Below are 22,653 nucleotides of genomic sequence, written 5' to 3'. Positions count from 1 at the left end.
GCTAGACCGGCTTGCACAGACTGCCGGGTTTGGTGGCTTCGGTGAGCAGCGTGCCCACCGGGGCCACCAACGGCTTCAGCTTCGGGTCGTCGAGCCGCGCCAGCCCACCGCCGGCCGCCACTGCGATGATCATGTCGTCGGGGTGCCGCACCGTCGGCTTGGTGACACCGACGGAGGCCCAGTCGACCTGCTTCACCGCATCGGTGAGGGTGGTCAGGAACCCGGGTTCCAGCTCGCACTTCGACGGTCCCTTGCCCATCGAGCTGGCGGTGACGATGCCGTCGGTGCCGACGGCCACCTGGTCGTTGAACCCGGCGAAACCGCCGGTCCGGCTGACAGTCAGGGGCAGTCCGCTGGGGGCCGTGCTCGGCGACGGCAGACTCGCGATCGGCGTGCTCGGGTTGGTGGAGGCGGACGGCGTACCGCCCGCGCCGGATTCATCGCCACATCCGGCCAGAACCAGACCGGCGGCGGCTGCCAGTACTACGAACCGAATGTTTTTCACACCCTCATACATACCCGTCCTGAGGGTGACGGCAGACTTCGTGCATGGGCTGGTACACGAATGTCATTCGCTCGTTAGGGCATCGACGGTGGTTCGCCCTGGTCGGTCGCACTATGGTACCGGTCGATCGCTGGCTGCAACGAAGGACCGGTGGGAGGATCACCATCCTCGGCCGATCCGCCTTGCCCACTTTGCTTCTGACGACTCGTGGGCGGAAGTCCGGACTGCCCCGAACCGTCCCGCTGATCTATGCGCCGGACGGCGACGGCTATGTCGTCACCGCGTCGAACTGGGGTCAGGAGCACCACCCGGCATGGTCCGGCAACCTGCTCGCCTCCAGTGAGGCGATCATCTCGCTCGAAGGTGGCCGGGACGTCCCGGTCCGCGCCGTCCTGGCCGAAGGAACGGAGCGGGACCGGGTCTGGCCACTCGTCACCAAGGTCTGGCCCGCGTACGACACGTACGTCGAACGCAGCGGCCGGGCGATCCGGGTCTTCGTCCTGACGCCTAGTTGATGGTCGAGACCAGATTGACCAAGGTGCGGGTAAGCCGGACGCGTTGCTCGAAGAGCTCCGCCCCGCACGCGGTGGTCTTGCCGAGCTGCTCCAACGGCAACGCGGTGAAGGTCGCCCGGGCCATCAGCGAGCCGAGGTAGCCGTACAGCACCTCGTCCTCGGTGACTGTCATCCCCTCCGCGGCCACCCCCTCCATGAACGCCGAGACGATGACGGTATGAATCGTCGGCAGCTCCTCCGGCGCGAGCTCGCCGGCGTGCGCCAAGCCGACCAGCAGTTGGCCGAGGTCGAACCCGATCGCCTGCGGGCAGTCGAAGCCCCAGTCGATCACGACGAACTCGTCCAGCTTGTCCTTCGGTACCAGCAGGTTCTGCGGACTCGCGTCCCCGTGCTGGTACGTCTGCGGCAAGGTGTCCAGCCGATCCAGTACTGCGGGCAGCCGGTTCGCCAGCTCGAGTAGCTCGTCGCGGAGACCGTGGTCGCCGGTCGAGCAGACCGCCTCGGCCAGCATCGGGTGCTGCCAGGTCTGGTCATCGGCGAGCAACGGGACCGCACTCGTCATCACGCGGCCGCCGGTGTAGTACCGCAGCCCGATTCCCGGGACGTGGACATCACCGCGGGGGAACAGCGGCTCGACCAGGTGCAGTTGGCGGCGGGCCGACATCCGGCCGAGCAGGTTCGCGGCGCGCTCGAAGCGTCCGAGCGTCCACGGGCCGGGCGCCTGGTCGATGTCTTCCATCCACAGGGTCGCGCGATCGTCGTCGTACTCGCTGATCCGGTGCATGACCGGCAGCCGCAGGCCGTCCGGGAGCACGGTCGCGATCGGGCTCCGGTGCACCATCATCTCCAGCTGCCAGGGCAGGTTCTGGATGAAGGCTTCCCGGAACTCCGCCGGAACCAGGTGCATCATCGGCCAGTGCCGGACCGACGCGAGCTTCTTGACGAAGACGGACCAGTCGATGCTCTCGCCGGAGTGCAGCTCGGCCGTGCCGACGACTCGCAGCAGGGCCTCGGTGCTCGGCGTACCGATCTCGTAGTCGACCGGCTCGATCCGGGCCGAGACCGGTACGGCGCCGGGCAGGCCGGTGACGTCGCGGACCAGGCAGGCGAGCGCGCGCTCGTCGGGTGCGTCCCGGCCGAGCTCGGCCAGTCCGTCGCTGACGGTGGTGGTGTTCATGGGTCCCCCCCGGTCAATCGGTAGTGCTTCGATCTTGAGTGCGGCCCTTCAGGTGGCCTTCAGATCCGACCCGCCGAAGAAGTAAAGCAGCCTTACTACCCAGATAGTAAAGTTGCCTTATGACTTCCGTCAACGGCCCCCAGAAAACGGCACTGTCGGGCCATGCTGAGGGACTCCGCGGGCTGCATATCGCCGGACTGCTCGGACTCGCGCTCAAGCGGCTGCGCGAGGAGATCCTGGTCGACGGCGAGCAGCACTTCCCGGGGTTGCGGGTGTCGCACTTCCGGTTGCTGGAGCTGATCCCGGACAGCGGGGCGCGGATCACCGACCTCGCCGAGATCGCCGGGATGACGAAACAGGGGCTCGGGCAGCACGTCGACTACCTGCAGGAACGCGGGTACGCCGAATCCGAGCGGGTGGCCGGGGATCGCCGGGTCCGGCTGGTCCGGCGTACCGAGGCAGGGGATCGGGCGATGGAGTACAGCCGGGCGTCGATCGACCGGGTCGAGCAGGAGTGGAAGCGGCGCCTCGGCGCGGAGAAGTTCGAGCTGTTCCGCGAGACGCTGGTGGAGGTCTGCGGCCCGCTCGACGAAGAGCTCGAGTGGCTCTCCAGGCCTTAGCTAGCTCCGGTACGTCGCGATGCTGACGGCGACGTAGTGGCAGATGAAGGCGGCCACCGTGCAGGCGTGGAAGATCTCGTGGAAGCCGAACCACAACGGTGACGGGTTCGGCCGCTTGGTGCCGTAGATGACCGCGCCGATCGAGTACAGCCCGCCGCCGATCGCCAGCAGCGTCACCACGGACGCGCCGCCCAGGTGGTAGAAGTCGCCCATCCAGAAGACCGCGACCCATCCCAGCGCCAGGTAGATCGGGGTGTAGAGCCAGCGCGGGGCGCCGACCCAGAAGATCCGGAACAGGATGCCGATCAGCGCGCCGCCCCAGGCCAGGCTGAGCAGCAGGATCCGGTCGTTGCCGCGCAGCAGCACCACCCCCAGCGGGGTGTAGGTGCCGGCGATCAGCAGGAAGATGTTGCTGTGGTCGAGCCGGCGCAGGATCGCCTCACCGGTCGGGCCCCAGTAGAACCGGTGGTACAGCGCGGAGATGCCGAACAGCAGCATCGAGCCGAACGTGTAGACGGCCGCGGCCCAGCGGGCGCTGGTGCTCGGCGCGAGGCAGATCAGCACGATGCCGGCCGCGGTCGCGAACGGGAAGGTGCCGGCGTGCAGCCAGCCGCGCAGCTTCGGCTTGAGCGGCGAGAGTCTGTCGGTCAGCCGGTGCCCGTGCTCGTGTCCCTGCTCGTGCTCGCTCGAGGGAACGTCGGTCGGGGTGGTGATCGCAGGCTTGGCCGTCATCGCCATCCTCTCGTGTGCGCACAGGCTTACCTACGCAACCGTAACCTACGGATCCGTAGGTTCACATCGTCCAGAAGGATGAATGTAGGCCAGATCACCGCCGCGAACAGGCCTCCCGGAGTGTCTGACGCACGAACAGCGGTAAAAGTTCGATCACTCTGCGGAACCGGAAATCTCGGCTAGCCTCAGAAGCCGGAGAGCTTTGAGGAGAGCACCTGCCCATGCGGACACCTGGCAAGGCAAAGCTGCGCGACGTGGTCTACGGGCTGTACGAGCGCAGGCTGGCGCGCTCGCTGTCACCGGACCGGATGCCCCGCCACATCGGCGTGATCATCGACGGCAACCGGCGCTGGGCCCGGGCGACCGGTGATCCGGTGTCACGTGGCCACGAGGCCGGCGCGACCAAGATCACCGAGTTCCTGCACTGGTGCGACGAGGTCGGCGTCAAGCTCGTCACGGTCTGGATGCTGTCCACCGACAACCTGACCCGCCCGGCCGAGGAGCTCGAGCCACTGCTGCGGATCATCGAGTCGACGGTCGAGGAGCTGACCACGATCGGCCAGTGGCGGATCCATCCGGTCGGCGCGCTCGACCTGCTGCCGGGTGCGACAGCCGAAGTACTGAAGGGCGCCGAGGCTGCCACGCAGAACGTCGACGGCATGCTCGTCAACGTGGCCGTCGGGTACGGCGGCCGGCGCGAGCTGGCCGATGCCGTCCGGTCGTTGCTGCTCGAGGAAGCTGCGAAGGGCATCTCGATCGAGGAGTTGGCCGAGCGGGTCGATGTCGAGCACATCGCCGAGCACCTCTACACGAAGGGCCAGCCTGACCCAGATCTGGTGATCCGGACGTCGGGGGAGCAGCGGCTGGGCGGCTTCCTGCTCTGGCAGAGCGCGCTGAGCGAGTTCTACTTCTGCGAGGCGCTCTGGCCGGACTTCCGGCACGTCGACTTCCTCCGCGCTATTCGGAGCTATGCCCAACGAGAGCGCCGCTTCGGGACGTGAGTACTGCGGCCGCTGGCGCACCCCGCCCGCACCGGCGGCACGTAGTACGGCGTCTGAGGTAGTAGGCGTAGGTGGCGGCGCCCAGTGCCGCGCCCCAGACGACCCAGAGCGTGCCGGGCAGCGCGAGGCCCCACTCGAAGCCTGCGTGGTCGCCGGGGAGCCGGATGTTCATCAGACCGGCGGGGATCAGCACGACCGCCACCATCGACGCGGGGATGATGGCGAGGCGGGGTGGGACGCGGCGGCCCGCCTTGAACCAGATCCAGCGGGGGTAGACCTCGCCCCAGCGGTGCACCAGGCCGTGGGTGAGGATGCTGCCGGCGACGCCCATCGCGGCCATCGTGAGACCCATCTCGAGCATGCCTGGCGTGTCGGCCATCATCTGGTGGAACTCGTGGGTGATGCCCAGTTCCCAGCCGAAGTACCAGGCGACCCGGGTGAGCTCGTAGGGAAGATTGGCGACGACGGCGATCAGTACGGCCCGGCGTCCCCATCGCAGGGCGCCCTCGGGCGTCTGCCAGGCCCTGAGCGGCCTGTCGTCGCGTCCGCAGCTGGTGCAGGCGTGACGGAGCCGCCGGTGGTAGCTGACGGCCGTAGCGGCCCACAGGAGGCCGCCGACGAACATGATCAGGACGTTCACCCGGTGCCAGTACAGGATGTCGCCGACGCCGTCCTGGGCGCCGGGCACGCCGGTGAAGGCGAAGACCACGAGCGCGGGGGACAGGGCGAGCATGGCCAGGGGCGTTTAGTCGGGGATGACGAGTGCCAGCAGTACAGCCATCACCACGGCGAACCCCAGCAGCACCTGACCACCGCCCCGGGGTTCTTGCCGTGTCATCAGTACGGCGACCACTGCGCCGAGCAGGCCTAGGGCAACCATCACCGGGGCGACCACGCTCGCTGGTGCGCCTTCCAGGATCGAGGCGGTCGCGTGGTCGTCGTCGACCCGTGCGAACGGGTAGCCGGAGCCGCCTGTGGCCCAGTAGATCCCGAGAACTCCATACGTCAGCGACCACAGCGCTGTCACGTAACCGAGCGTGGATTTCAGCATGCGAACAGCGTGCGGCGGCGGACCGTCGTACAGCTCACTCTGCGGGGTGAACGGTGTCGTCCGGTAGGGGGAAACGTGTAACAAGCCGTTAACCCCGTGGCCGGGCGTGTCGGGCTGCGGCGTTCGCGCGACAGACCTACAGTCCTTAGTGACGGTCGGAGGGGAAGCCGGCTGTCCGGGAGGCCCGATCAGATGAGACGCAATTGCTCAGCGGTAGCCCCATGAGGCGCCGAACGGAGTGCCCGAGACCCACGGTCTCACCCTCACTGATTTCCGGTTCCGCGCGTGCTGCGGGACGGAGGGGGTCTGCACCAGACCTCCGGGTCCGGACCCGGTCCAACACCTAACCACTGGTGGGCCGGGCGTGGTGCACGCTGCGGTCCGAGAGGACGTGCGACATGGCTGCCACCCACGCCAAGGCGTCAAACCCCTCATCCACGCCGGACCAGCGCACTTTTGTGCTGGACACCTCCGTGCTGCTGTCCGATCCGCACGCGATGTTGCGGTTCGACGAGCACGAGGTCGTCATCCCGGTTGTCGTCGTCACCGAACTGGAGGCAAAACGGCATCACCCTGAGCTCGGCTACTTCGCTCGCACGGCATTGCGGTTGATGGACGAGCTCCGGATCCAGCACGGACGATTGGACGCGCCCCTGCCAGTGGGGGAGAAGGGTGGAATGCTCCGGGTCGAGCTGAATCACACCGACCCCGAGAGCCTGCCGGCCGGTTTCCGGCTCGGCGACAACGACAGCAGGATCCTCGCGGTGGCCTGCAACTTCCAGGCCGAGGGCCGCGACGTCACGCTGGTCTCCAAGGACCTGCCGATGCGGGTCAAGGCCTCGGCCTGCGGCCTGGACGCGGAGGAGTACCGCGCCGAGCTGACGCTGGAGTCCGGCTGGACCGGGATGGACGAGATCGAGGTGCCGACCAGCGACGTCGACTCGCTCTACGAGGACGGCGTACTGGACATCCCCGAGGGGCGGGACTTCCCCACCCACACGGGACTGGTGCTGCTGTCCGAGCGCGGCAGTGCACTTGGCCGGGTGATGCCGGACAAGCGGATCCGGCTGGTTCGCGGTGACCGGGAGGCCTTCGGGCTCCGGGGCCGCTCGGCCGAGCAGCGGGTCGCACTGGACCTGCTGCTGGACCCGGACGTCGGGATCATCTCGCTCGGCGGGCGCGCCGGTACCGGTAAGTCGGCGCTGGCACTGTGCGCCGGGCTCGAAGCGGTGATGGAGCGGCGTCAGCACAAGAAGGTCGTCGTCTTCCGGCCGCTGTTCGCGGTCGGCGGTCAGGAGCTCGGCTACCTGCCCGGCTCGGAGTCCGAGAAGATGGCGCCCTGGGCGCAGGCGGTGCACGACACGCTGGGCGCGCTGACGAGTCCGGACGTGATCGACGAGGTGATGGACCGCGGCATGCTCGAAGTGATGCCGCTGACCCACATCCGCGGCCGGTCGCTGCACGACGCGTTCGTGATCGTCGACGAGGCCCAGTCGCTGGAGCGCAACGTGCTGCTCACGGTGCTGTCCCGGATCGGCGCGAACTCGCGGGTGGTGCTCACCCACGACGTCGCGCAGCGCGACAACCTGCGGGTCGGCCGGCACGACGGCGTGGTCGCGGTGGTGGAGAAGCTGAAGGGTCACCCACTTTTCGCCCACGTGACGCTGACCCGGTCGGAGCGGTCGCCGATCGCCGCCCTCGTCACCGAGATGCTGGAGGACGTACAGCTGTAACTGTCTCTGACGGAACTGTTTCTGTAAGGCGAGAGTAAGGATTTCGCGTTACCCGGTGCGGCCACACGTCATGTGGCCGCACCGTTCTTTGTGACGTTGTTGTGATCACGCTCTGATTAGGCCAGAGTATGTTCCTGTTGCAGCCGACGGGGGTCGGGTAATTCGGAAGGACAGATGAAAGCCAAGCGCTCCGTCGCGATCCTCGCGGTCAGTGGGATCGTCGTCGTCTCCGTTGTCGCAGGCCTCGACCTCTTCGCCTCGCCTGGCAGCGCCAATGCCTCGGACCCGGTCTCCGGGCGCGCCGAGATGGCCGTGCTGAACAGCGAGCGCGCGCAGGCGGCCAAGTCGCCGAAGCCGAAGGAACTGACCGCCGCCGAGCAGGCCCAGGAAGTGGTCCAGCTCCGCAACCAGATCGAGGCCGTCGAGTCGGCCCGAAAGGCCGCCCAGGACCAGTCGGACCTGCGGCAGAAGGCCAAGAACACCGCGATGGCCCGGTACAAGGCGCTGCAGAAGACGCAGCGCAGCTCCAGCGAGGAGCGCGCCAGCCGCGACGCCGAGCGGAAGAAGTTCGAGGGCACGCCGAAGCAGATCGCGAAGAACCTGCTCGCCGACCACGGCTGGAAGGACAGCCAGTTCGGCTGCCTGGAGAGCCTGTGGAACAAGGAGTCGCGCTGGCGGGTCGACGCCGACAATCCGTCCTCGACCGCCTACGGCATTCCGCAGGCGCTGCCCGGCAACCGGATGGCGGCGTACGGCTCGGACTGGCGCACCAACCCGATCACGCAGATCAAGTGGGGCCTCGACTACATCGACAACACCTACGGCTCCCCCTGCGGCGCCTGGGCGCACTCGCAGAACAAGGGCTGGTACTGAGCTCAAGCGTGGGTGAGGTGGCACGGGCGGTCAGCGAGCGGGGTGAACTCCTGCTCCGCCGCCGAACGGACGGGGCCCTGGAGTTGCGGGTCAACGGCGTGTTCGTGATGGACGACGCCGAGACGTCCAGCGAGGAATTACTGGCGTCTGCGGCGCTGGATGCCGTACTGCGGCCTGCGCGGGTACTGGTGGGTGGGTTGGGGCTCGGGTACACCGTGGGTGCGCTGCTGACCGATTTGCGTGTCGAGTCGGTGGTGGTCGCGGAGATCGAGCCGGCTGTGGTCGAGTGGATGCGGTCCGGGCTGGTGCCGTCGGTGCTCGACGATGCGCGGGTCTCGGTGGTGGTGGGGGATGTGCGGGACGTCGTACTGGCTCAGCCTGTTGCCTCGTTGGACGGGGTGTTGCTGGATGTGGACAACGGGCCGGACTTCCTTGTCTACAACGAGAATTCTGCTTTGTATGAGAGCGATTTCTTGGGGGAATGCAGGCTTCGGCTGGCGCCGGGTGGGGTGTTGACGGTGTGGTCGTCGTCGGCGTCGGCCGCTTTGGAGTCGGCGATCCGCTTCATTTTCGGCGCGTGTGTGGTGCGGCCCGTCCCTGTTGCGTTGCAAGGACGGGCCGAGACGTACTACGTCTATCAGGGCAGCTCGTAGTCGACCGTCAGTCGCGGGCCCTTGTCGTCGTGCTCGTAGACGACGGTGCCGGTGAGGCCGGTCAGGTCGCCGTCTGCGGCGACGATCTTGCCGGGGGACGAGGTTTGGTCGGCGCTCGCGCCGTGCACGATCACGAAGGAGCCCGCGCGCCCGTTCAGCGTGCCGGTGAAACGCTCCACTGCCGTGTACGCCGCTGGGCCGGCTGTCGTGCCGACCATCAGCAGCTCGGCGGTGCTGGTGCCTTCGAGGCCGGCGCTGTCCAGCTCGTCGCCGACGGCTTTGAAGGTCTTGCCGACGGCGGCACGGCCTAGGGTGAGATCGCCGGACTCGTCGTAGGTCGACTGGTCCCACTTGGTGATCTCGAATGCCTGGGTCAAACGCATAGCGGCTCCCTCGTGTGTCGTTGTCCACAACGGTTCTACCAGTCCGGGCGGACAGCGCGGATCGACGTACTCTGCAGGTATGGGAGACAACGTGGAATTCAGGATCGAGCACGACACGATGGGCGAGGTCAAGGTGCCGCGCGACGCGTTGTGGCGGGCGCAGACCCAGCGCGCGGTGGAGAACTTCCCGATCTCCGGCCAACCGCTGGCGCCGGCCCTCGTGCACGCGCTCGCCCAGATCAAGGCGTCGGCCGCGGTCGTGAACGCCGAGCTGGGCGTGGTGGACCAGAAGCTTGCCGACGGCATCGTGGCGGCGGCGGACCGGGTGACGGCCGGCGAGTTCGACTCCGAGTTCCCGATCGACGTGTTCCAGACCGGCTCCGGCACGTCGACGAACATGAACGTCAACGAGGTGCTCGCCACGCTCGCGACCCGGGCGCTCGACGCCGAGGTGCACCCGAACGACCACGTGAACGCGAGCCAATCGAGTAATGACACGTTCCCGTCGGCGATCCACGTTGCCGCGACGGCCGGTGTGGTGCAAGACCTGTTGCCGGCACTGGAGCACCTGGTGCAATCCCTGTCCCGGAAGGGATCTGAGTTCGCTTCCGTGGTGAAGTCGGGGCGGACTCACTTGATGGATGCGACGCCGGTGACGCTCGGGCAGGAGTTCACCGGGTATGCGGCGCAGATCAGCCGGGGTGCGGATCGGGTGCGCGCGACGCTGCCGCGGGTGACTGAGTTGCCGCTTGGTGGGACTGCCGTCGGCACCGGCATCAACACGCCGGCCGGGTTCGCGGGGAAGGTGATCGCCGAGCTCAATCGGCGTACCGGGCTGGAGTTGAGTGAGGCGGCCGATCACTTCGAGGCGCAAGGCGCTCGCGACGCGCTGGTGGAGTTGTCGGGGCAGTTGAAGACGATCGCGGTCAGCCTGACGAAGATCTGCAACGACCTGCGCTGGATGGGCTCCGGGCCGCGCGCGGGGCTCGGCGAGATCGCGCTGCCGGACCTGCAACCGGGGTCGAGCATCATGCCGGGCAAGGTGAATCCGGTGATCTGCGAGGCGACGCTGATGGTCGCGGCGCAGGTGATCGGCAACGACACCACGATCACGGTGGCCGGCGCCGGCGGCAACTTCGAGCTCAACGTGATGCTGCCGGTGATCGCGCGCAACCTGCTGGAGTCGATCCAGCTGCTGAGCAACGCGTCCCGCCTGCTCGCCGACCGCTGCGTCGACGGCATCACCGCGAACGTCGCGCACGCCCGCGCGCTGGCCGAGTCGTCGCCGTCGATCGTCACGCCACTGAACAAGTACATCGGCTATGAGAATGCTGCTGCCGTTGCCAAGAGTGCGCTAAAGCAGGGCAAGTCGATCCGGGAGGTCGTGATCGAGAACGGTCACGTCAGCAACGGCGACCTGACCGAGGAGCAACTCGACGCGGCCCTCGACGTGCTCTCGATGACCCGCCCGGCCGGCTCATGACGGCCGAGACGACGACCGGCGTCGACCTGTACTGGGCACCCGGCACCAGGATCGAGTGGGTCTACGAAGGAACCGGCCGGTTCAGCGACCTGCCGAACGTCCGGCCGATGACGGTCGTCCGCGACGACGAGGACGGCCTGGTCGCCTGGCTCGCGCCCGGTACGCCGGTGATCAAGCCCGTGCTCGTCGACGGTCGCGAGATGCGCCATGCGGGTCCGGAAGGCATGTTCACCGAGGACCGAGTGCTCAAGCTCGACATCTGGCACGGCACCGGCATCCTCAAGGTCGCCCCGACCGGCAAGCCCTGGTCCGTCTGGCACTTCTGGTCCGCCGACGACACCTTCCTCGGCTGGTACGTGAACCTGGAGTCCGAGCACCAACGCGACCTCGAGGCGAAGCGCACCACCTCCCAGGACTACGTCCTGGACCTCTGGATCCACCCCGACCGCCGAATCGAGTGGAAAGACGAAGACGAACTAGAAGGCGCGGTAGCAGCCGGCCGCTACACCCAGGCGGAAGCAGACCGCATCACCGCAACCGCCCACACCGCCATCCGCGACATCGAGGCGTGGACCACCCCCTTCTCCGACAACTGGCAATCCTGGCGCCCCGACCCCCACCTACGCCTCCCCGAAGCCCCCACCGGCTACGCCGTAACCCACATAGCAGAAGAGCTCCTCGGCTGACCGGTCCAGGCCCTCGGGTGAGGACGGCTGTGTGCTGCGAGGGCTGTCGTGGTTGCGGGGTGCTCCGGCAAGGATGGCCGCGGTGCGCGGTCTCCGCCGCGTGAGTGTCCTAGTCGAGAGGGTGTGCGTCAAGAGCGCTTCGCGTCCCTTCGGGATCGAACAAGTTCGACTCTTGACCCACACCCTCTCGACCAGGGAAAGACGCAGCTACGCGGATCCCGCGGAAGGGTCTGGGCCAAAGGGTCACCTTGCCCAAGGCGGCTCGTGTTGCGGGGTGCCGATGGCAAGGCGGATCGTGTTGCGGGGTGGTGACGGCAAAGCCAGTCGAGTTGCGGGGTGGTGACGGCAAAGCCAGGTCGAGTTGCGGGGTGCCGATGGCAAGGTGGGCCGTGTTGCGGGGTGACGATGGCAAGGTGGCTTGTGCGGCGGTGCCGCGGTCGCCGGGGTGGCTGAGATTGGTTGCTGAGGGCAACGAGCGACCGCCAGCCCACCAAAGCCCCGGAGGGCAACGTCTGGCTCGGCGTGTCGGGGTGGTTTGCGGGGCGTTTGATGGGCTGGCGGTCGCCCGGCGCTCGGACCGGTCCGCCAGCGCACACCAAACCCGGTCGGCAAGCGGTTGCCTCGGCGCGTCGGGGATGTTCGTGGGGGTTGTGTATGCGTGGCGGTCCGGCCGGTGCTCCGCATCGCGGTGCGGCAGGTGTGTTGGGGATGGTGCTGTCGCGCGGCGACGGATCGGCCGGAGATGGCCTCGTCCGAGCTGATTCGGGCTGATCGGAGGTTGGCTGGTGGGTTGTTCGGCCGGTGGCGGCTTGTAGAGCGGCGGTGGGCGAAGAAGCGGTGTTCGGTGGCGGGTTTTGGTGCCGCTGGGGTGATGCTTGGCGCCATCGGTAGAAAACCTGCCAGTGGGTGAGTGAACTGGCTGCGCCGGATCTGTCGTGGGCAGAACCACCGCTAGCGGCCCACCCGTTAGTGACCTACCCGTCGGGGCCGGCCGTGCTCGTCCGGGCCCGGGTGGCGGGTGCGCCCGGGACTGGGGTGAATGTTTCATTTGTGGCCGGTCTTGTCAGCGGCTCCGGGATAGCTGCGTCTTTCCCTGGTCGTGGTGGTGGGTGTCAAGGGTCGAACTTGTTCGATCCCGAAGGGACGCGAAGCGCCCTTGATGCCCACCACCATGACTAGGACACTCAAGCAGCCCGGCGACGCGATCCAGAGTCCCTCACCACGCGCCAACCCCGAACCCACAGCACCCGGCCACGACGCTCCGCATCCAGCGCGCCGTGCAGAGGGGCGGGTGAAAGTCGGTGGAGTTTGTGGGTGGGTGCTGCTGGGGTGGGGTGGTGGAGACCAGTGGGGTTGAGCGGACCGGTGGATCGGGTACGGCGCATGTGGAGCAGTTGGCTCGCGTATACGGGCCAACTACCTGGGACCTGTATGCGCAGTTGGATCGGAGTTTGGAGCCGCGGGGGCCTGAGGAGTTGGTGGATCGGGCTGCGGAGTGGTTGGTACCGGGAGCGGTGGTGCTTGATGCGGGGTGCCGGGATGGGGCGCAGTTGGTTCGGTTGGTGGGGGAGCGGGATGTCACGGGGTACGGGATTGATCCGGTGGAGCTTCATGTGCGGCAGGCTCGGGAGGCTGTGGCGGCTGCTGGGTTGGGGGAGCGGATCAGCGTTGAGCGGTTGGCGATGGAGGAGCTTGCCGGGAGTGAGCGGCGGTTCGATCTGATCTGGTGTCGCGACGTGGTGCCGCAGTTGGAGGATTTGGCGGGGGCATTGGCGGGGGCCGCCTCTGTGCTGAAGAGCGGTGGGCGGATGGTGGTGTTCACCCAGACGGCGACGGAGCTGCTCACGGCTGGTGAGACGGAGATGCTGAGGCGGCATCTCGGGAACGTGATCGGCAATCTGGACGAGGCAACGCTGGAGGCTGCCTTTGCCGATGCGGGGCTGGTGATCGACGAGAAGGATGTGATCGGCACCGAGTGGCGAGAGTACGCCGAGGAGCGCACCCAGCCCGTCTCGCGGGCGATGCTGCGGCTGGCGCGGCTTCGGCGTACCAGGGAAGCAGTGGTCGCCGAGCATGGTGAGGACGTCTATCAGCACGTTGAGGCGAACCTGCATTGGGAGGTTTACCAGTTTCTCGGGAAACTTCGGCCGACGGTTTATGTCCTCAAACGAGGTGATGGCTCCTAATCTGGGCAGATGGCGATCATGGATACCGGGTGCCGGGGTTTGTTGATCAGCGGTGGCGGGGGAGCGGGGAAGACGGCTGTCGGGCAGGCGATCGGGCGGATCCTTACCGGTCGGTTGCTGCCGACTGCTGTGGTTGATCTGGATGCGCTGGCGCAGTATGGGCCGGCTCCGGCCAATCAGCGGGGCTTTCATGATCGGTTGAAGGTACGGAACCTCAAGGCCGTTTGGGGGACCTACCGAGCGGCGGGTGCGCGGTTCGTGGTCGTCAGTGGGGTCGTCGAGACGCGTGAGCTGAGGCAGTCGTACGAGGGTTGCCTGACCGGCTGCGACGTACAGATGGTGCGGTTGGAGCGGGCGCGGGTGGAGTACGACGGGCATGGTGAGGTGGAGGACTTCACCGTGGTGAACGATCGCAAGCTGGCCAAGGTCGCCACCGAGATTCTGGAGATCGCCGGCTGGCCGACGGCGTGACAGTCGCCTGGTGAGGCGGCCGACGCAACGGCTCGATCACGGGCGGCGCTTTCTGGCAGCAGCGGGTTTACCGTCAAATATGCACACCATCGAACTGAACGACGAGGAGCTCAGGCTGCTGCGATCCGCCCTGCGCTCCTACCTCCAGGCCTTCGGTCACAACGAGGCCGACCTGCTGCGTGCCGCCAAGCACCTGATGATCAAACTCCCCGACCCGGCGACCACCGCCGCCAACGCCAGCTAGCGCGCCGCCTCAGCTAGCCCGCCACGCCACAGCCTGCGTCGCCTTCAGCCGGCGAAGGACAGGCCGTTCTCCTCGAGTTCGGCTTCGAGGAGACGGACGGCCTTCGGACCGACGCCATGCATGGCGAGCAGCTCCTTGCGGCTCAGAGCGGCGACCTGCGCCAAGGTAGAGATCCCGGCGGTCATCAGCGCGCTGGTCGCCGGCCGGCCGATCGCAGGCAGGTCGCCGACCTGGGCCGGCCCGTCCTTGGTGCTCATCCTCAGCTGCGGGGCCGGACGGTCAGCGGGACCGGCTTGCGGGTGTCGGTGAAGAAGTCGTTGCCCTTGTCATCGACCACGACGAAGGCGGGGAAGTCCTCGACCTCGATCTTCCAGACGGCTTCCATCCCGAGTTCGGCGTACTCGATCACGTCGACGGACTTGATGCAGTCCTGCGCCAGCCGGGCCGCGGGTCCGCCGATCGAGCCGAGGTAGAAGCCGCCGTGCTCCTTGCAGGCCGCCGTCACCTTGGCCGAGCGGTTGCCCTTGGCAAGCATCACGAAGGAGCCGCCCGCCGCCTGGAACTGGTCGACGTACGCGTCCATCCGGCCGGCCGTGGTCGGCCCGAACGACCCGGAGGCATAGCCCTCGGGGGTTTTCGCGGGGCCGGCGTAGTACACGGCGTGGTCCTTCAGGTACTGCGGCATCGGCTCGCCCGCGTCGAGGCGCTCCTTGATCTTGGCGTGCGCGATGTCGCGGGCGACCACCAGCGGCCCGTTCAGCGACAGCCGCGTCTTGACCGGCAGCTTCGACAGCTCGGTGCGGATCTCCGCCATCGGCCGGTTCAGATCGATCCGTACGACCTCGGCGTCATCTGACAAGTGCTCGTCGGTCGTGTCCGGCAGGAAGCGGGCCGGGTCGCGCTCGAGCTGCTCGAGGAAGACACCCTCCGGCGTGATCTTCGCCAGCGCCTGCCGGTCCGCCGAGCAGGAGACCGCGATGGCGACCGGGCAGGACGCGCCGTGCCGCGGCAGCCGGATCACCCGGACGTCGTGGCAGAAGTACTTGCCGCCGAACTGCGCGCCGATCCCGAACTCCTGGGTCAGCTCGAAGACCTTCTCCTCCAGCTCCACGTCGCGGAACCCGTTGCCCAGCGGCGATCCCGTCGTCGGCAGCGCGTCGAGGTAGTGCGCCGACGCGTACTTCGCGGTCTTCAGCGCGTACTCCGCGGAGGTGCCGCCGACGACGATCGCCAGGTGGTACGGCGGGCAGGCAGCGGTACCGAGGGAGCGGATCTTCTCGTCCAGGAACTTCATCATCCCGTCCGGGTTGAGCACCGCCTTGGTCTCCTGGAACAGGAACGACTTGTTCGCGGACCCGCCACCCTTGGCCATGAAGAGGAACTTGTACGCCGGATCCGCCGCGGCCGATCCCGGCGTCGAGTACAGCTCGATCTGGGCCGGCAGGTTCGAGCCGGTGTTCTTCTCGTCCCACATCGTCAGCGGCGCCATCTGCGAGTAGCGCAGGTTGAGCTTGGTGTACGCGTCGTACACGCCCCGGCTGATCCACTCCTCGTCGACCGCGCCGGTGAGCACGCCCTCGGATTTCTTGCCCATCACGATCGCGGTACCGGTGTCCTGGCACATCGGCAGTACGCCGCCGGCCGAGATGTTCGCGTTCTTCAGCAGGTCGAGTGCGACGAACCGGTCGTTGCCGGACGCCTCCGGGTCGTCGATGATGCGCCGGAGCTGGGTGAGGTGCGCGGTACGGAGGTAGTGCGAGATGTCGTGCATCGCCTCGGCCGTGAGCTGCTGCAGCACCTCGGGCTCCACCTGCAGGAAGGTGCGGCCGCCCGCGGTGAACGTGCTCACTCCCTCGGTGGTGAGGAGCCGGTACTCCGTGTCGTCGGCACCCAGCGGGAGCAGTTCGGAGTAGTTGAAGTCGGCGGACACCGGGCGTACCTCCAGGGCAAGTGGTCTCAGAACCCCACCAGCCTAGAACGGCGGCCCGGACCCCGCCTCCTGTGGGTGGGGCGCTCAGGGGACGGCCGGGGTCATTCCTTATCTGCGGGTCGGCCGGTACGGACGTAGAGTTTTGCTGTGGCCGATGACGAGTTCCCCCAGCCGAACCGCCCGCAGGACAGTGTCCCGAAGCCGGCAGCTCAGCCGACCGGTGATGAGCTGGCGCTGCGCAGACGGGTGTCGGATCTGGAGCGGGAAGAGGTCGCCGACGTACTCCGCGAGGCCGCGGGCGAGGGCCGGTTGAGCTATACCGAACTCGAGGACCGGCTGGAGACCCTGTACTCCGCCAAGACCTACGGCGAGCTGGTCGAGATCGCCTCAGACCTCCCCAACGGCCCAACCCTCGCCGCCGGAGCGGCCGCCGTCGCGCCGGTCGGTCAGCCCAGTGCCGGGATGACAGTCCACGCTCCGGTCATCAACGTCTTCCTGTCCGACCAGAAGCGCATCGGCAACTGGCTCGCGCCGCAGCGCCAGGAGGTCAACGCGGTCCTCGGCGACGTGACGCTGGACTACACCGAGGCGCAGGTCCCGTACAACGAGATCTACATCGACGTGAAGTCGATCCTCGCCGACGTGAAGATCCGCGTCCCCCGCAACGCGATCGTCCACCTCGACAGCAACCCCATCCTCGGCTCGGTCTCCGAACAGGACTCCCCGCTCGGCTCCGTCGACGAACCCCCGTCGGCCCCCAAGATCTTCCACATCCGCGGCACCGCCATCCTCGGCGAAATCAAAATCAAACGAGGCCCCCGCCTTAGCAAACGCCTCGGCCTGAGCTGATCAGCCCGACCGGTCGATCGCGTCGACCACCGCGCAGCGAAGGGTGCGGTCTGGGAGACTGTGGGGATGGGGTGGATGGGGGTTCCGCGTCAGCGGTGGCGTGAGGTGTTGGGGTGGTTGTGCGCGGTGGGGGCGTTGGTCGCCGGCGTGGTTGCGGTGGGGGCCTGGTGGACCGGGCGGCCGTGGACAGAGCCGACCGCGGTGGTCAATGGAACGGTGGTCGAGCTCCGCGCCTCGAAGGACCTGTACGACGACGCCGGCTACGCGTACATCCGTTACTCCGCCGACGGCTCGGAGCACCAACTGAAGACCGACTGGGTTCTTCAACGGCACAAGCTGCAGCTGAACGAGCTCGTACCGATTGAGTACACCGTGGCGCGACCGGACCGGAGTCGCGCTGTCTGGTTCGTGGACCGAATGCATTCCACGACCCGGATCAGCAGCTACATCGGCGGTGGATTCGGGGTGCTCGCGCTGTTCTTCGGAACCAGCTACGTGATCGGTGCGCGACGCGTCAGGCGTCGGTAGGCCGGGTTTGGGTGGCGTGGAGGGTGCGTAGCCAGGTTGAGAGTTCGGCCAGGTTCAGGACGTTGTCGTGGGTGATACCGAGGGCCGTTGAGCGGTGGCGGTCTACGGGCTGGACCTGGACGGTGCGGAGGCCGAGGCTGCCGCTGATGCCGAAGGTGCCTGAGGGATCGTCGATGCTGGCGATCTGTTGCCAGGTGTAGCCGTTTCTGGTGCTCTTGCCGCGTCGGATGCCGGTGTGGTCGACGGTCAGCGTCGGGCGGAGGGTGACCAGCTGCCAGGCGGTTATGCCGAGCAGGTAGACGAAGGCGCCCAGCGAGGTGATGCGTAGTACGGCGACCACGCCGCTCATGTCGTCGGCGCGGATGTGGGCGATCAGCGACCAGAGCGAGTTGCCGAAGAAGAGCGCGGCGATCGCGCCACGGATCCACAACCGCTTGCGGCGTTGAGGAAAAACCACCTGGCCGGTGGATTCGAGCTCGGCCGACCAGGTGTCCGCAGTACTCACCGACTCAGCCCCAGGTCGCGGTGTGCTCGGCGGCGGTGGGTGGGTCGGCGCCGTGGCGGGTGCAGGTGATGGCGGCTGCCTTGACGGCGTAGTCGACCACGGCGTGGAGGGTTTGTTCGTCCAGGCCTTCTAGGCGGACGTCGCCTAGTAGGCCTCGGGATTGCAGGCCGGCGATCAGGGCGGACATGAAGGAGTCGCCGGCGCCGACGGTGTCGACGACCTTGATCGACGGGGCGGTCACCTCGACTCGGGCGGTGCGGGTGATGCCGATTGCGCCTTCGCCGCCCCGGGTGATCACGACGCACTTGGTTCGGTCTACTGACAGGAGCTCGGCGGCTACTTCGTCGGGCGTCATCCCAGGGCGCAGGAACTCGCAGTCCTCGTCGCTCAGCTTCACGAGGTCGGCCGACGCTGCCAGCACCCGTACTGCGGCCCACGTGCTCTCCGCGTCGGGCGTGATCGTCGGCCGCGCGTTCGGGTCGAGCGTCACCGTGACCGGCTGGTCGGCCAGCGAGCTAAGGAACGTACGGATCGCCGCCGCGCCAGGTTCGAGCACCGTCGCGATCGAGCCGGTATGCACCGCAGGGCAGCCGCGTCGCAGCGAGAGTGCCGGCGGCTCCCAGGTGATGTCGAACTGGTACGACGCAACGCCTGCGGCGTCGAGCGTGGCGGTCGCAGTACTGGTTCGGAAGCTCGGGTCGACCGAACCGGGTGAGAGCTGGACCCCGTTGCCGAACAAGTGAGCGCCGAGCTGATCGCCGTACGGGTCGGTGCCGAACCGGGTGACAAGCTCCGTCGGCAACCCAAGCCGAGCCAACCCCACAGCCACGTTGGCAGGCGACCCACCCGGCGTCGCCTTCGACCCGTTCTTCCCGTTCCGGCCGGCGCCGGATCCGTTTCCGTTGGAGACGATGTCCACGAGAGCCTCGCCGATGACGAGGACGGGTGCTGTCATCGGGCGTGCTCGAAGTCGATGGCGGAGTACGCGCGGAGCTTGGAGAGTTGGTGTTCGCTCTCGATGCTGCGGATGGTGCCGCTGCGGGAGCGCATCACCAGCGAGTGGGTGCGGGCGATCGAGCTGCGGTAGCGGACGCCGCGGAGCAGTTCGCCGTCGGTGATGCCGGTGGCGACGAAGAAGCAGTCGTCGCCGCTGACCAGGTCGTCGGTCGACAGCACCCGGTCGAGGTCATGGCCCGCGTCCAGAGCCTTCTGCCGCTCGTCGTCGTCCTTCGGCCAGAGCCGGCCCTGGATCATCCCGCCCATGCACTTCATCGCGCAGGCCGCGATGATGCCTTCCGGCGTACCGCCGATGCCGATCAGCATGTCCAGGCCGGTGTCGGGCCGCGCAGCCTCGACGGCGCCCGCGACATCACCGTCGCTGATGAACTTGATCCGCGCGCCGGTCGCCCGGATCTGCGCGGCCAGCTCGTCGTGCCGGGGCCGGTCGAGCAGGACGACGGTGACGTCGTCGACCGATGAGCCCTTCGCCTTCGCGACCCGGCGGATGTTCTCGCCGACCGGCAGCCGGATGTCCACCACGTCGGCGGCCTCGGGGCCGACCACGAGCTTCTCCATGTAGAAGACCGCGGACGGGTCGTACATCGTGTTGCGCGGCGCCACCGCCATCACGGCGATCCCGTTCGCCATCCCCTTGGCGACCAGCGTCGTACCGTCGACCGGGTCGACCGCGACGTCGCACTCCGGGCCCTCGCCGGATCCGACCCGCTCGCCGTTGTAGAGCATCGGGGCGTTGTCCTTCTCGCCCTCGCCGATCACCACCACGCCGTTCATCCCGACCGTGCCGATCAGGGTCCGCATCGCGTTCACGGCCGCGCCGTCGGCGCCGTTCTTGTCGCCGCGGCCGACCCACCGGCCCGCCGCCATCGCGGCTGCCTCGGTGACCCGGACCAGCTCCAGGGCCAGGTTGCGGTCGGGGGCGTGCTCGTCGACCTCGAGATGGGCAGGGGGAGTGGACGGGTCGTTCATGCCACGGATCGTAGCCAACGACCGGTGTCCGCCTGTTGGCGGTCTCGGGGGACACTGGTGCCATGAGTTCGACGAGTGAAGGGCCGACCCGGGAGCAGGCACTGGCCCAGGCGGAGAAGGTCAGGGCGCGCGAGGAGGCGCTGGCCTACCGCGCGCAGAACAAGATCGACCGGGCCAAGGCGCGGACGCTGACCAACATGTTCTGGGCACTGCTGGCCTGTTTCATCGTGGTCGCGTTCCTGATGATCGTCACCTGGCGACCGAAGTCGGAGAAGGTCAACGAGGTCGAGTACACGGCTCAGCTGGCCGACGCCCGCAAGGAGGCCTCCTGGATCCGCGGGCCGGAGCCGATGCCGGCCGGCTGGAAGGCGACCAGCGTCGAATTCCGGGCGCCGCAGCAAAGCCCGATCAGCTGGCACCTGGGAATTGTCACCGACCAGAAGAAATACGTCGGGCTGGAGCAGTCCAACGTCACCAGCAAAGGTTTTCCGGCGGACAAACTCGGTCGTACCGCCGACGATGGCACCTCGACCGTCGGCGGCGTCGTCTGGCAGCGCAAAACCCTGACCGAGCGCAAGGGGGAGCAGGCGCTGGTGCTGGTCGGCTCCGGGGTCACCACGATCGTCACCGGGAATGCCGGATATCAAGCACTTGAAACGTTTGCGGCCACCCTGCGCTGAATTCCCGGAACTTATTCAACCCGTTGACATGCGCGGCCCCGCCGGGGTGCAATCGTCGGATTGGCATCGACGAAAGGGCCTGGGATGAATCGCATTGGCCAGGTCGGGGGTTGATGCCGCGTGTTCGTCACCGGACTGGTGCTCGCCGCCGAGGGGTCGCCGCGACTCGGCGTACCGAAGCAGTTGCTGGCCTTTCAGGGCGACACGCTGCTCGGGGTATCGCTGGGGACGGCGCGGGACTGTGGGTTCGACCAGTTGATCGTGACGCTCGGGACGGCTTCTGAGCAGGTACGGGAGCGCGTTGATCTGGATGGCGCGCGGGTGGTCGAGTCGCCGCACGCGGACACCGGCAGCTCGTCGATCGTGCCGGCGCTGGATGTGGTGGACCGGCGTACCGACGGCTTGGTGATCATGCTCGGCGATCAACCCGGAGTGACATCGGCCACTGTCTGGTCGCTGGTCGCGGAGGTGGCCGGGCCGTCGACGCCGATCGGGGTGAGCCGGTACGACAACGGCCGGGGCAACCCGTGCTGGTTCGGGCGGGAGCTGTTCGGCGAGCTCCGGCAGTTGCGCAACGATCAGGACATCTGGGGCGTGATCGGCACCGGCCGGCACCCGGTCACCGAGGTCGATGCCGTCGGCAACATTCCGCTGCGGGTGGAGAGCTGGGACGACTACCAGTCCCTCGTCGCCCAGCCGGACTCGCTCGGCGTCGACCCTCCCGTAGTACCGCCGGCCGCGGTGCCCACCCGCGGCCGGATCAACCGTCGTTCGCTGCGTCGCCGCCGCGTCTAACCCTTGTTTTCCTCGGCTCTGGCCAGGCGAAGTCGCCAGTGGAAGCCGACGTGCATGAGGACGGCGTGTGCGGCCAGGTCGTCGATCGTCACCTCTTCACGATCCACCCTCGGAGGTTCAGTCGGCGCCGGCGAGGCGGAGGCCGATGACTCCGGCGACGATCAGGGCGATGCAGGCGATCCGGGCCGGGGTGAGTGGCTCGTTGAAGAAGAGGACGCCGAGGGTGACGACGCCGAGTGAGCCCAGGCCGGTCCAGACGGCGTACGCCGTGCCGACTGGGAGCCGGTCCAGGGTTTTCGAGAGCAGTACCACCGAGATGACGCCGAAGACGAGCACGCCGGCCGTCGGCCAGAACCGGCTGAACCCGTCGCTCGGTTTGAGGCTCACGGCGAACGCGATCTCGAACGCGGCCGCCGCGATCAGCACCAGCCAGGCCATCAGGCCGCCAGCGAGCCGCGCTGGTGCCGCAGGGTGATGGTCGCGACCCGGGCGCCGAGGGCTGCCGCAGTACGGAGGTCCGTCTCCGGCGGTGCCTTCTCTGCGGACAGGTCGGCGTCGGACTGCGCCATCGCGCCCAGCCAGCTGCCGAGCCGGTTGAGGTCCTCGATGCTCGCGGTCGACTCGGCCCAGCCCGGGTAGATGTCCAGGCCGACCCAGATCATCCCGTGCTGCGCGGCGAACACGGCCAGGTCGACGATGCTGTTCAGCTTGTCGCCCGACATCGCCTTCGAGTTGGTGAAGCCGGCGGCGATCTTGTCCCGCCAGCCCAGGTCGGCGGCCCAGACCTTCACGCTGGCCTCGGCGAACGCCTTGAAGACGGCGCTCGGGCTGCCCATGTACGTCGGCGTACCGAAGATGATCGCGTCGGCCGCTTGGAGCCGCTCCCACACGTCATCGGTCAGCTCGTCCAGCGATACCAGGTCGGCGACAGCTCCCGGTACTTCGGCAGCCCCCGCCGCGACGGCTTGCGCCTGCCTCGCGGTGTGGCCGTTGCCCGAGTGGTACGCGACCGCGATCCGGGCGGTGGTGTTGCTCATGGTGCTTCCTCCAAGGTCTTGAGCGGACTA

At 67.7% G+C, this 22,653-nt stretch carries 28 protein-coding genes; 15 read left to right on the top strand and 13 right to left on the bottom strand.

Annotation, left to right across the window (positions count from 1 at the left end):
* Position 1: 1 nt before the first annotated feature.
* The gene (locus OHA70_RS02930; protein WP_328328207.1) at positions 2–505 is read right to left on the bottom strand and encodes a hypothetical protein; all 504 of its coding nucleotides are present in this window, start codon (positions 503–505) and stop codon (positions 2–4) included.
* Positions 506–549: 44 nt separating this feature from the next.
* On the opposite strand from OHA70_RS02930, the gene OHA70_RS02925 reads away from it, so the two are divergent.
* Positions 550–1,020 (top strand): nitroreductase/quinone reductase family protein, encoded by a 471-nt coding sequence (locus OHA70_RS02925; RefSeq protein ID WP_328328205.1) that lies wholly within the window; start codon positions 550–552, stop codon positions 1,018–1,020.
* On the opposite strand, the gene OHA70_RS02920 is transcribed toward OHA70_RS02925, so the two are convergent.
* Positions 1,013–2,197 carry a phosphotransferase gene (locus OHA70_RS02920; RefSeq protein WP_328328203.1) on the bottom strand — a complete coding sequence of 395 codons (1,185 nt, stop codon included), beginning with the start codon at positions 2,195–2,197 and terminating at the stop codon, positions 1,013–1,015. The genes OHA70_RS02925 and OHA70_RS02920 overlap by 8 nt on opposite strands.
* A gap of 119 nt (positions 2,198–2,316) precedes the next feature.
* Here OHA70_RS02920 and OHA70_RS02915 point away from each other — a divergent pair, with 119 nt between their 5' ends.
* A complete protein-coding gene (locus OHA70_RS02915) occupies positions 2,317–2,817 on the top strand; it encodes a MarR family winged helix-turn-helix transcriptional regulator (RefSeq protein ID WP_328328201.1) in 501 nt (166 codons plus the stop codon).
* Here OHA70_RS02915 and trhA read toward each other — a convergent pair whose 3' ends face one another.
* A complete protein-coding gene (gene trhA, locus OHA70_RS02910) occupies positions 2,818–3,549 on the bottom strand; it encodes a PAQR family membrane homeostasis protein TrhA (RefSeq protein ID WP_328328200.1) in 732 nt (243 codons plus the stop codon).
* Between the two features lie 221 nt (positions 3,550–3,770).
* On the opposite strand from trhA, the gene OHA70_RS02905 reads away from it, so the two are divergent.
* A complete protein-coding gene (locus tag OHA70_RS02905; protein WP_328328199.1) occupies positions 3,771–4,550 on the top strand; it encodes an isoprenyl transferase in 780 nt (259 codons plus the stop codon).
* Here the strand turns inward: OHA70_RS02905 and OHA70_RS02900 are convergent.
* A complete protein-coding gene (locus OHA70_RS02900; protein WP_328328198.1) occupies positions 4,507–5,283 on the bottom strand; it encodes a hypothetical protein in 777 nt (258 codons plus the stop codon). The genes OHA70_RS02905 and OHA70_RS02900 overlap by 44 nt on opposite strands.
* A gap of 12 nt (positions 5,284–5,295) precedes the next feature.
* The gene (locus tag OHA70_RS02895; protein WP_328328197.1) at positions 5,296–5,601 is read right to left on the bottom strand and encodes a hypothetical protein; all 306 of its coding nucleotides are present in this window, start codon (positions 5,599–5,601) and stop codon (positions 5,296–5,298) included.
* Positions 5,602–5,999: 398 nt separating this feature from the next.
* On the opposite strand from OHA70_RS02895, the gene OHA70_RS02890 reads away from it, so the two are divergent.
* The 3 genes from OHA70_RS02890 (at position 6,000) to OHA70_RS02880 (ending at position 8,860) form a co-directional block, all read left to right on the top strand.
* On the top strand, positions 6,000–7,334 hold the full coding sequence (locus tag OHA70_RS02890; protein ID WP_328328195.1) for a PhoH family protein: 1,335 nt from the start codon (positions 6,000–6,002) through the stop codon (positions 7,332–7,334).
* Between the two features lie 174 nt (positions 7,335–7,508).
* Positions 7,509–8,207, top strand: a complete 699-nt coding sequence (locus OHA70_RS02885) for a hypothetical protein (protein ID WP_328328193.1) — start codon at positions 7,509–7,511, stop codon at positions 8,205–8,207.
* Between the two features lie 8 nt (positions 8,208–8,215).
* Positions 8,216–8,860 (top strand): hypothetical protein, encoded by a 645-nt coding sequence (locus OHA70_RS02880; protein ID WP_328328191.1) that lies wholly within the window; start codon positions 8,216–8,218, stop codon positions 8,858–8,860.
* Here OHA70_RS02880 and OHA70_RS02875 read toward each other — a convergent pair.
* Entirely contained in the window at positions 8,845–9,243 is a 399-nt protein-coding gene (locus tag OHA70_RS02875) for a DUF3224 domain-containing protein (protein ID WP_328328189.1), read from the bottom strand. The genes OHA70_RS02880 and OHA70_RS02875 overlap by 16 nt on opposite strands.
* 79 nt (positions 9,244–9,322) lie before the next feature.
* Here OHA70_RS02875 and OHA70_RS02870 point away from each other — a divergent pair, with 79 nt between their 5' ends.
* From OHA70_RS02870 to OHA70_RS02850, 5 genes are all read left to right on the top strand, one after another.
* Positions 9,323–10,726 (top strand): class II fumarate hydratase, encoded by a 1,404-nt coding sequence (locus OHA70_RS02870; RefSeq protein ID WP_328328187.1) that lies wholly within the window; start codon positions 9,323–9,325, stop codon positions 10,724–10,726.
* Positions 10,723–11,412, top strand: coding sequence for a DUF402 domain-containing protein (locus OHA70_RS02865; RefSeq protein WP_328328185.1), 690 nt, complete (start codon positions 10,723–10,725; stop codon positions 11,410–11,412). The genes OHA70_RS02870 and OHA70_RS02865 overlap by 4 nt, the downstream gene beginning before the upstream one ends.
* Before the next feature lie 1,337 nt (positions 11,413–12,749).
* A complete protein-coding gene (locus OHA70_RS02860) occupies positions 12,750–13,598 on the top strand; it encodes an SAM-dependent methyltransferase (RefSeq protein WP_328328183.1) in 849 nt (282 codons plus the stop codon).
* Between the two features lie 9 nt (positions 13,599–13,607).
* A complete protein-coding gene (locus tag OHA70_RS02855; protein ID WP_328328181.1) occupies positions 13,608–14,069 on the top strand; it encodes a hypothetical protein in 462 nt (153 codons plus the stop codon).
* Between the two features lie 79 nt (positions 14,070–14,148).
* A complete protein-coding gene (locus tag OHA70_RS02850) occupies positions 14,149–14,313 on the top strand; it encodes a hypothetical protein (RefSeq protein ID WP_328328179.1) in 165 nt (54 codons plus the stop codon).
* 44 nt (positions 14,314–14,357) lie between these two features.
* On the opposite strand, the gene OHA70_RS02845 is transcribed toward OHA70_RS02850, so the two are convergent.
* Positions 14,358–14,570: a helix-hairpin-helix domain-containing protein gene (locus tag OHA70_RS02845; protein WP_328328177.1), complete on the bottom strand. Its 213-nt coding sequence runs from the start codon at positions 14,568–14,570 to the stop codon at positions 14,358–14,360.
* Positions 14,571–14,572: 2 nt separating this feature from the next.
* On the bottom strand, positions 14,573–16,243 hold the full coding sequence (locus OHA70_RS02840) for a fumarate hydratase (RefSeq protein WP_328328175.1): 1,671 nt from the start codon (positions 16,241–16,243) through the stop codon (positions 14,573–14,575).
* A gap of 147 nt (positions 16,244–16,390) precedes the next feature.
* Between OHA70_RS02840 and OHA70_RS02835 the strand changes: the two genes are divergently transcribed.
* Positions 16,391–17,092 (top strand): DUF1707 SHOCT-like domain-containing protein, encoded by a 702-nt coding sequence (locus tag OHA70_RS02835; RefSeq protein WP_328328173.1) that lies wholly within the window; start codon positions 16,391–16,393, stop codon positions 17,090–17,092.
* Between the two features lie 75 nt (positions 17,093–17,167).
* Positions 17,168–17,620, top strand: coding sequence for a hypothetical protein (locus OHA70_RS02830; protein WP_328328171.1), 453 nt, complete (start codon positions 17,168–17,170; stop codon positions 17,618–17,620).
* Here OHA70_RS02830 and OHA70_RS02825 read toward each other — a convergent pair.
* The 3 genes from OHA70_RS02825 to glpX are packed head-to-tail and all read right to left on the bottom strand — an operon-like array spanning position 17,607 to position 20,111.
* Entirely contained in the window at positions 17,607–18,125 is a 519-nt protein-coding gene (locus OHA70_RS02825; RefSeq protein WP_328328169.1) for a hypothetical protein, read from the bottom strand. The genes OHA70_RS02830 and OHA70_RS02825 overlap by 14 nt on opposite strands.
* Before the next feature lie 4 nt (positions 18,126–18,129).
* Entirely contained in the window at positions 18,130–19,080 is a 951-nt protein-coding gene (locus OHA70_RS02820) for a carbohydrate kinase family protein (RefSeq protein WP_328328167.1), read from the bottom strand.
* A complete protein-coding gene (gene glpX / locus OHA70_RS02815; protein ID WP_328328165.1) occupies positions 19,077–20,111 on the bottom strand; it encodes a class II fructose-bisphosphatase in 1,035 nt (344 codons plus the stop codon). The genes OHA70_RS02820 and glpX overlap by 4 nt, the downstream gene beginning before the upstream one ends.
* 62 nt (positions 20,112–20,173) lie before the next feature.
* Between glpX and OHA70_RS02810 the strand changes: the two genes are divergently transcribed.
* Entirely contained in the window at positions 20,174–20,791 is a 618-nt protein-coding gene (locus tag OHA70_RS02810) for a DUF4245 domain-containing protein (protein WP_328328162.1), read from the top strand.
* Between the two features lie 120 nt (positions 20,792–20,911).
* Entirely contained in the window at positions 20,912–21,586 is a 675-nt protein-coding gene (locus OHA70_RS02805) for a nucleotidyltransferase family protein (protein WP_328328161.1), read from the top strand.
* A gap of 117 nt (positions 21,587–21,703) precedes the next feature.
* On the opposite strand, the gene OHA70_RS02800 is transcribed toward OHA70_RS02805, so the two are convergent.
* Both OHA70_RS02800 and OHA70_RS02795 read right to left on the bottom strand, forming a co-directional pair.
* Positions 21,704–22,024: a DMT family transporter gene (locus OHA70_RS02800; RefSeq protein ID WP_328328159.1), complete on the bottom strand. Its 321-nt coding sequence runs from the start codon at positions 22,022–22,024 to the stop codon at positions 21,704–21,706.
* Positions 22,024–22,623, bottom strand: a complete 600-nt coding sequence (locus OHA70_RS02795; protein ID WP_328328157.1) for a flavodoxin family protein — start codon at positions 22,621–22,623, stop codon at positions 22,024–22,026. The genes OHA70_RS02800 and OHA70_RS02795 overlap by 1 nt, the downstream gene beginning before the upstream one ends.
* Positions 22,624–22,653: the final 30 nt, after the last annotated feature.

It is taken from the genome of Kribbella sp. NBC_00382, from assembly GCF_036067295.1.
Taxonomy (GTDB): domain Bacteria; phylum Actinomycetota; class Actinomycetes; order Propionibacteriales; family Kribbellaceae; genus Kribbella.
This window is presented reverse-complemented; position numbering and strand designations above follow the sequence as displayed.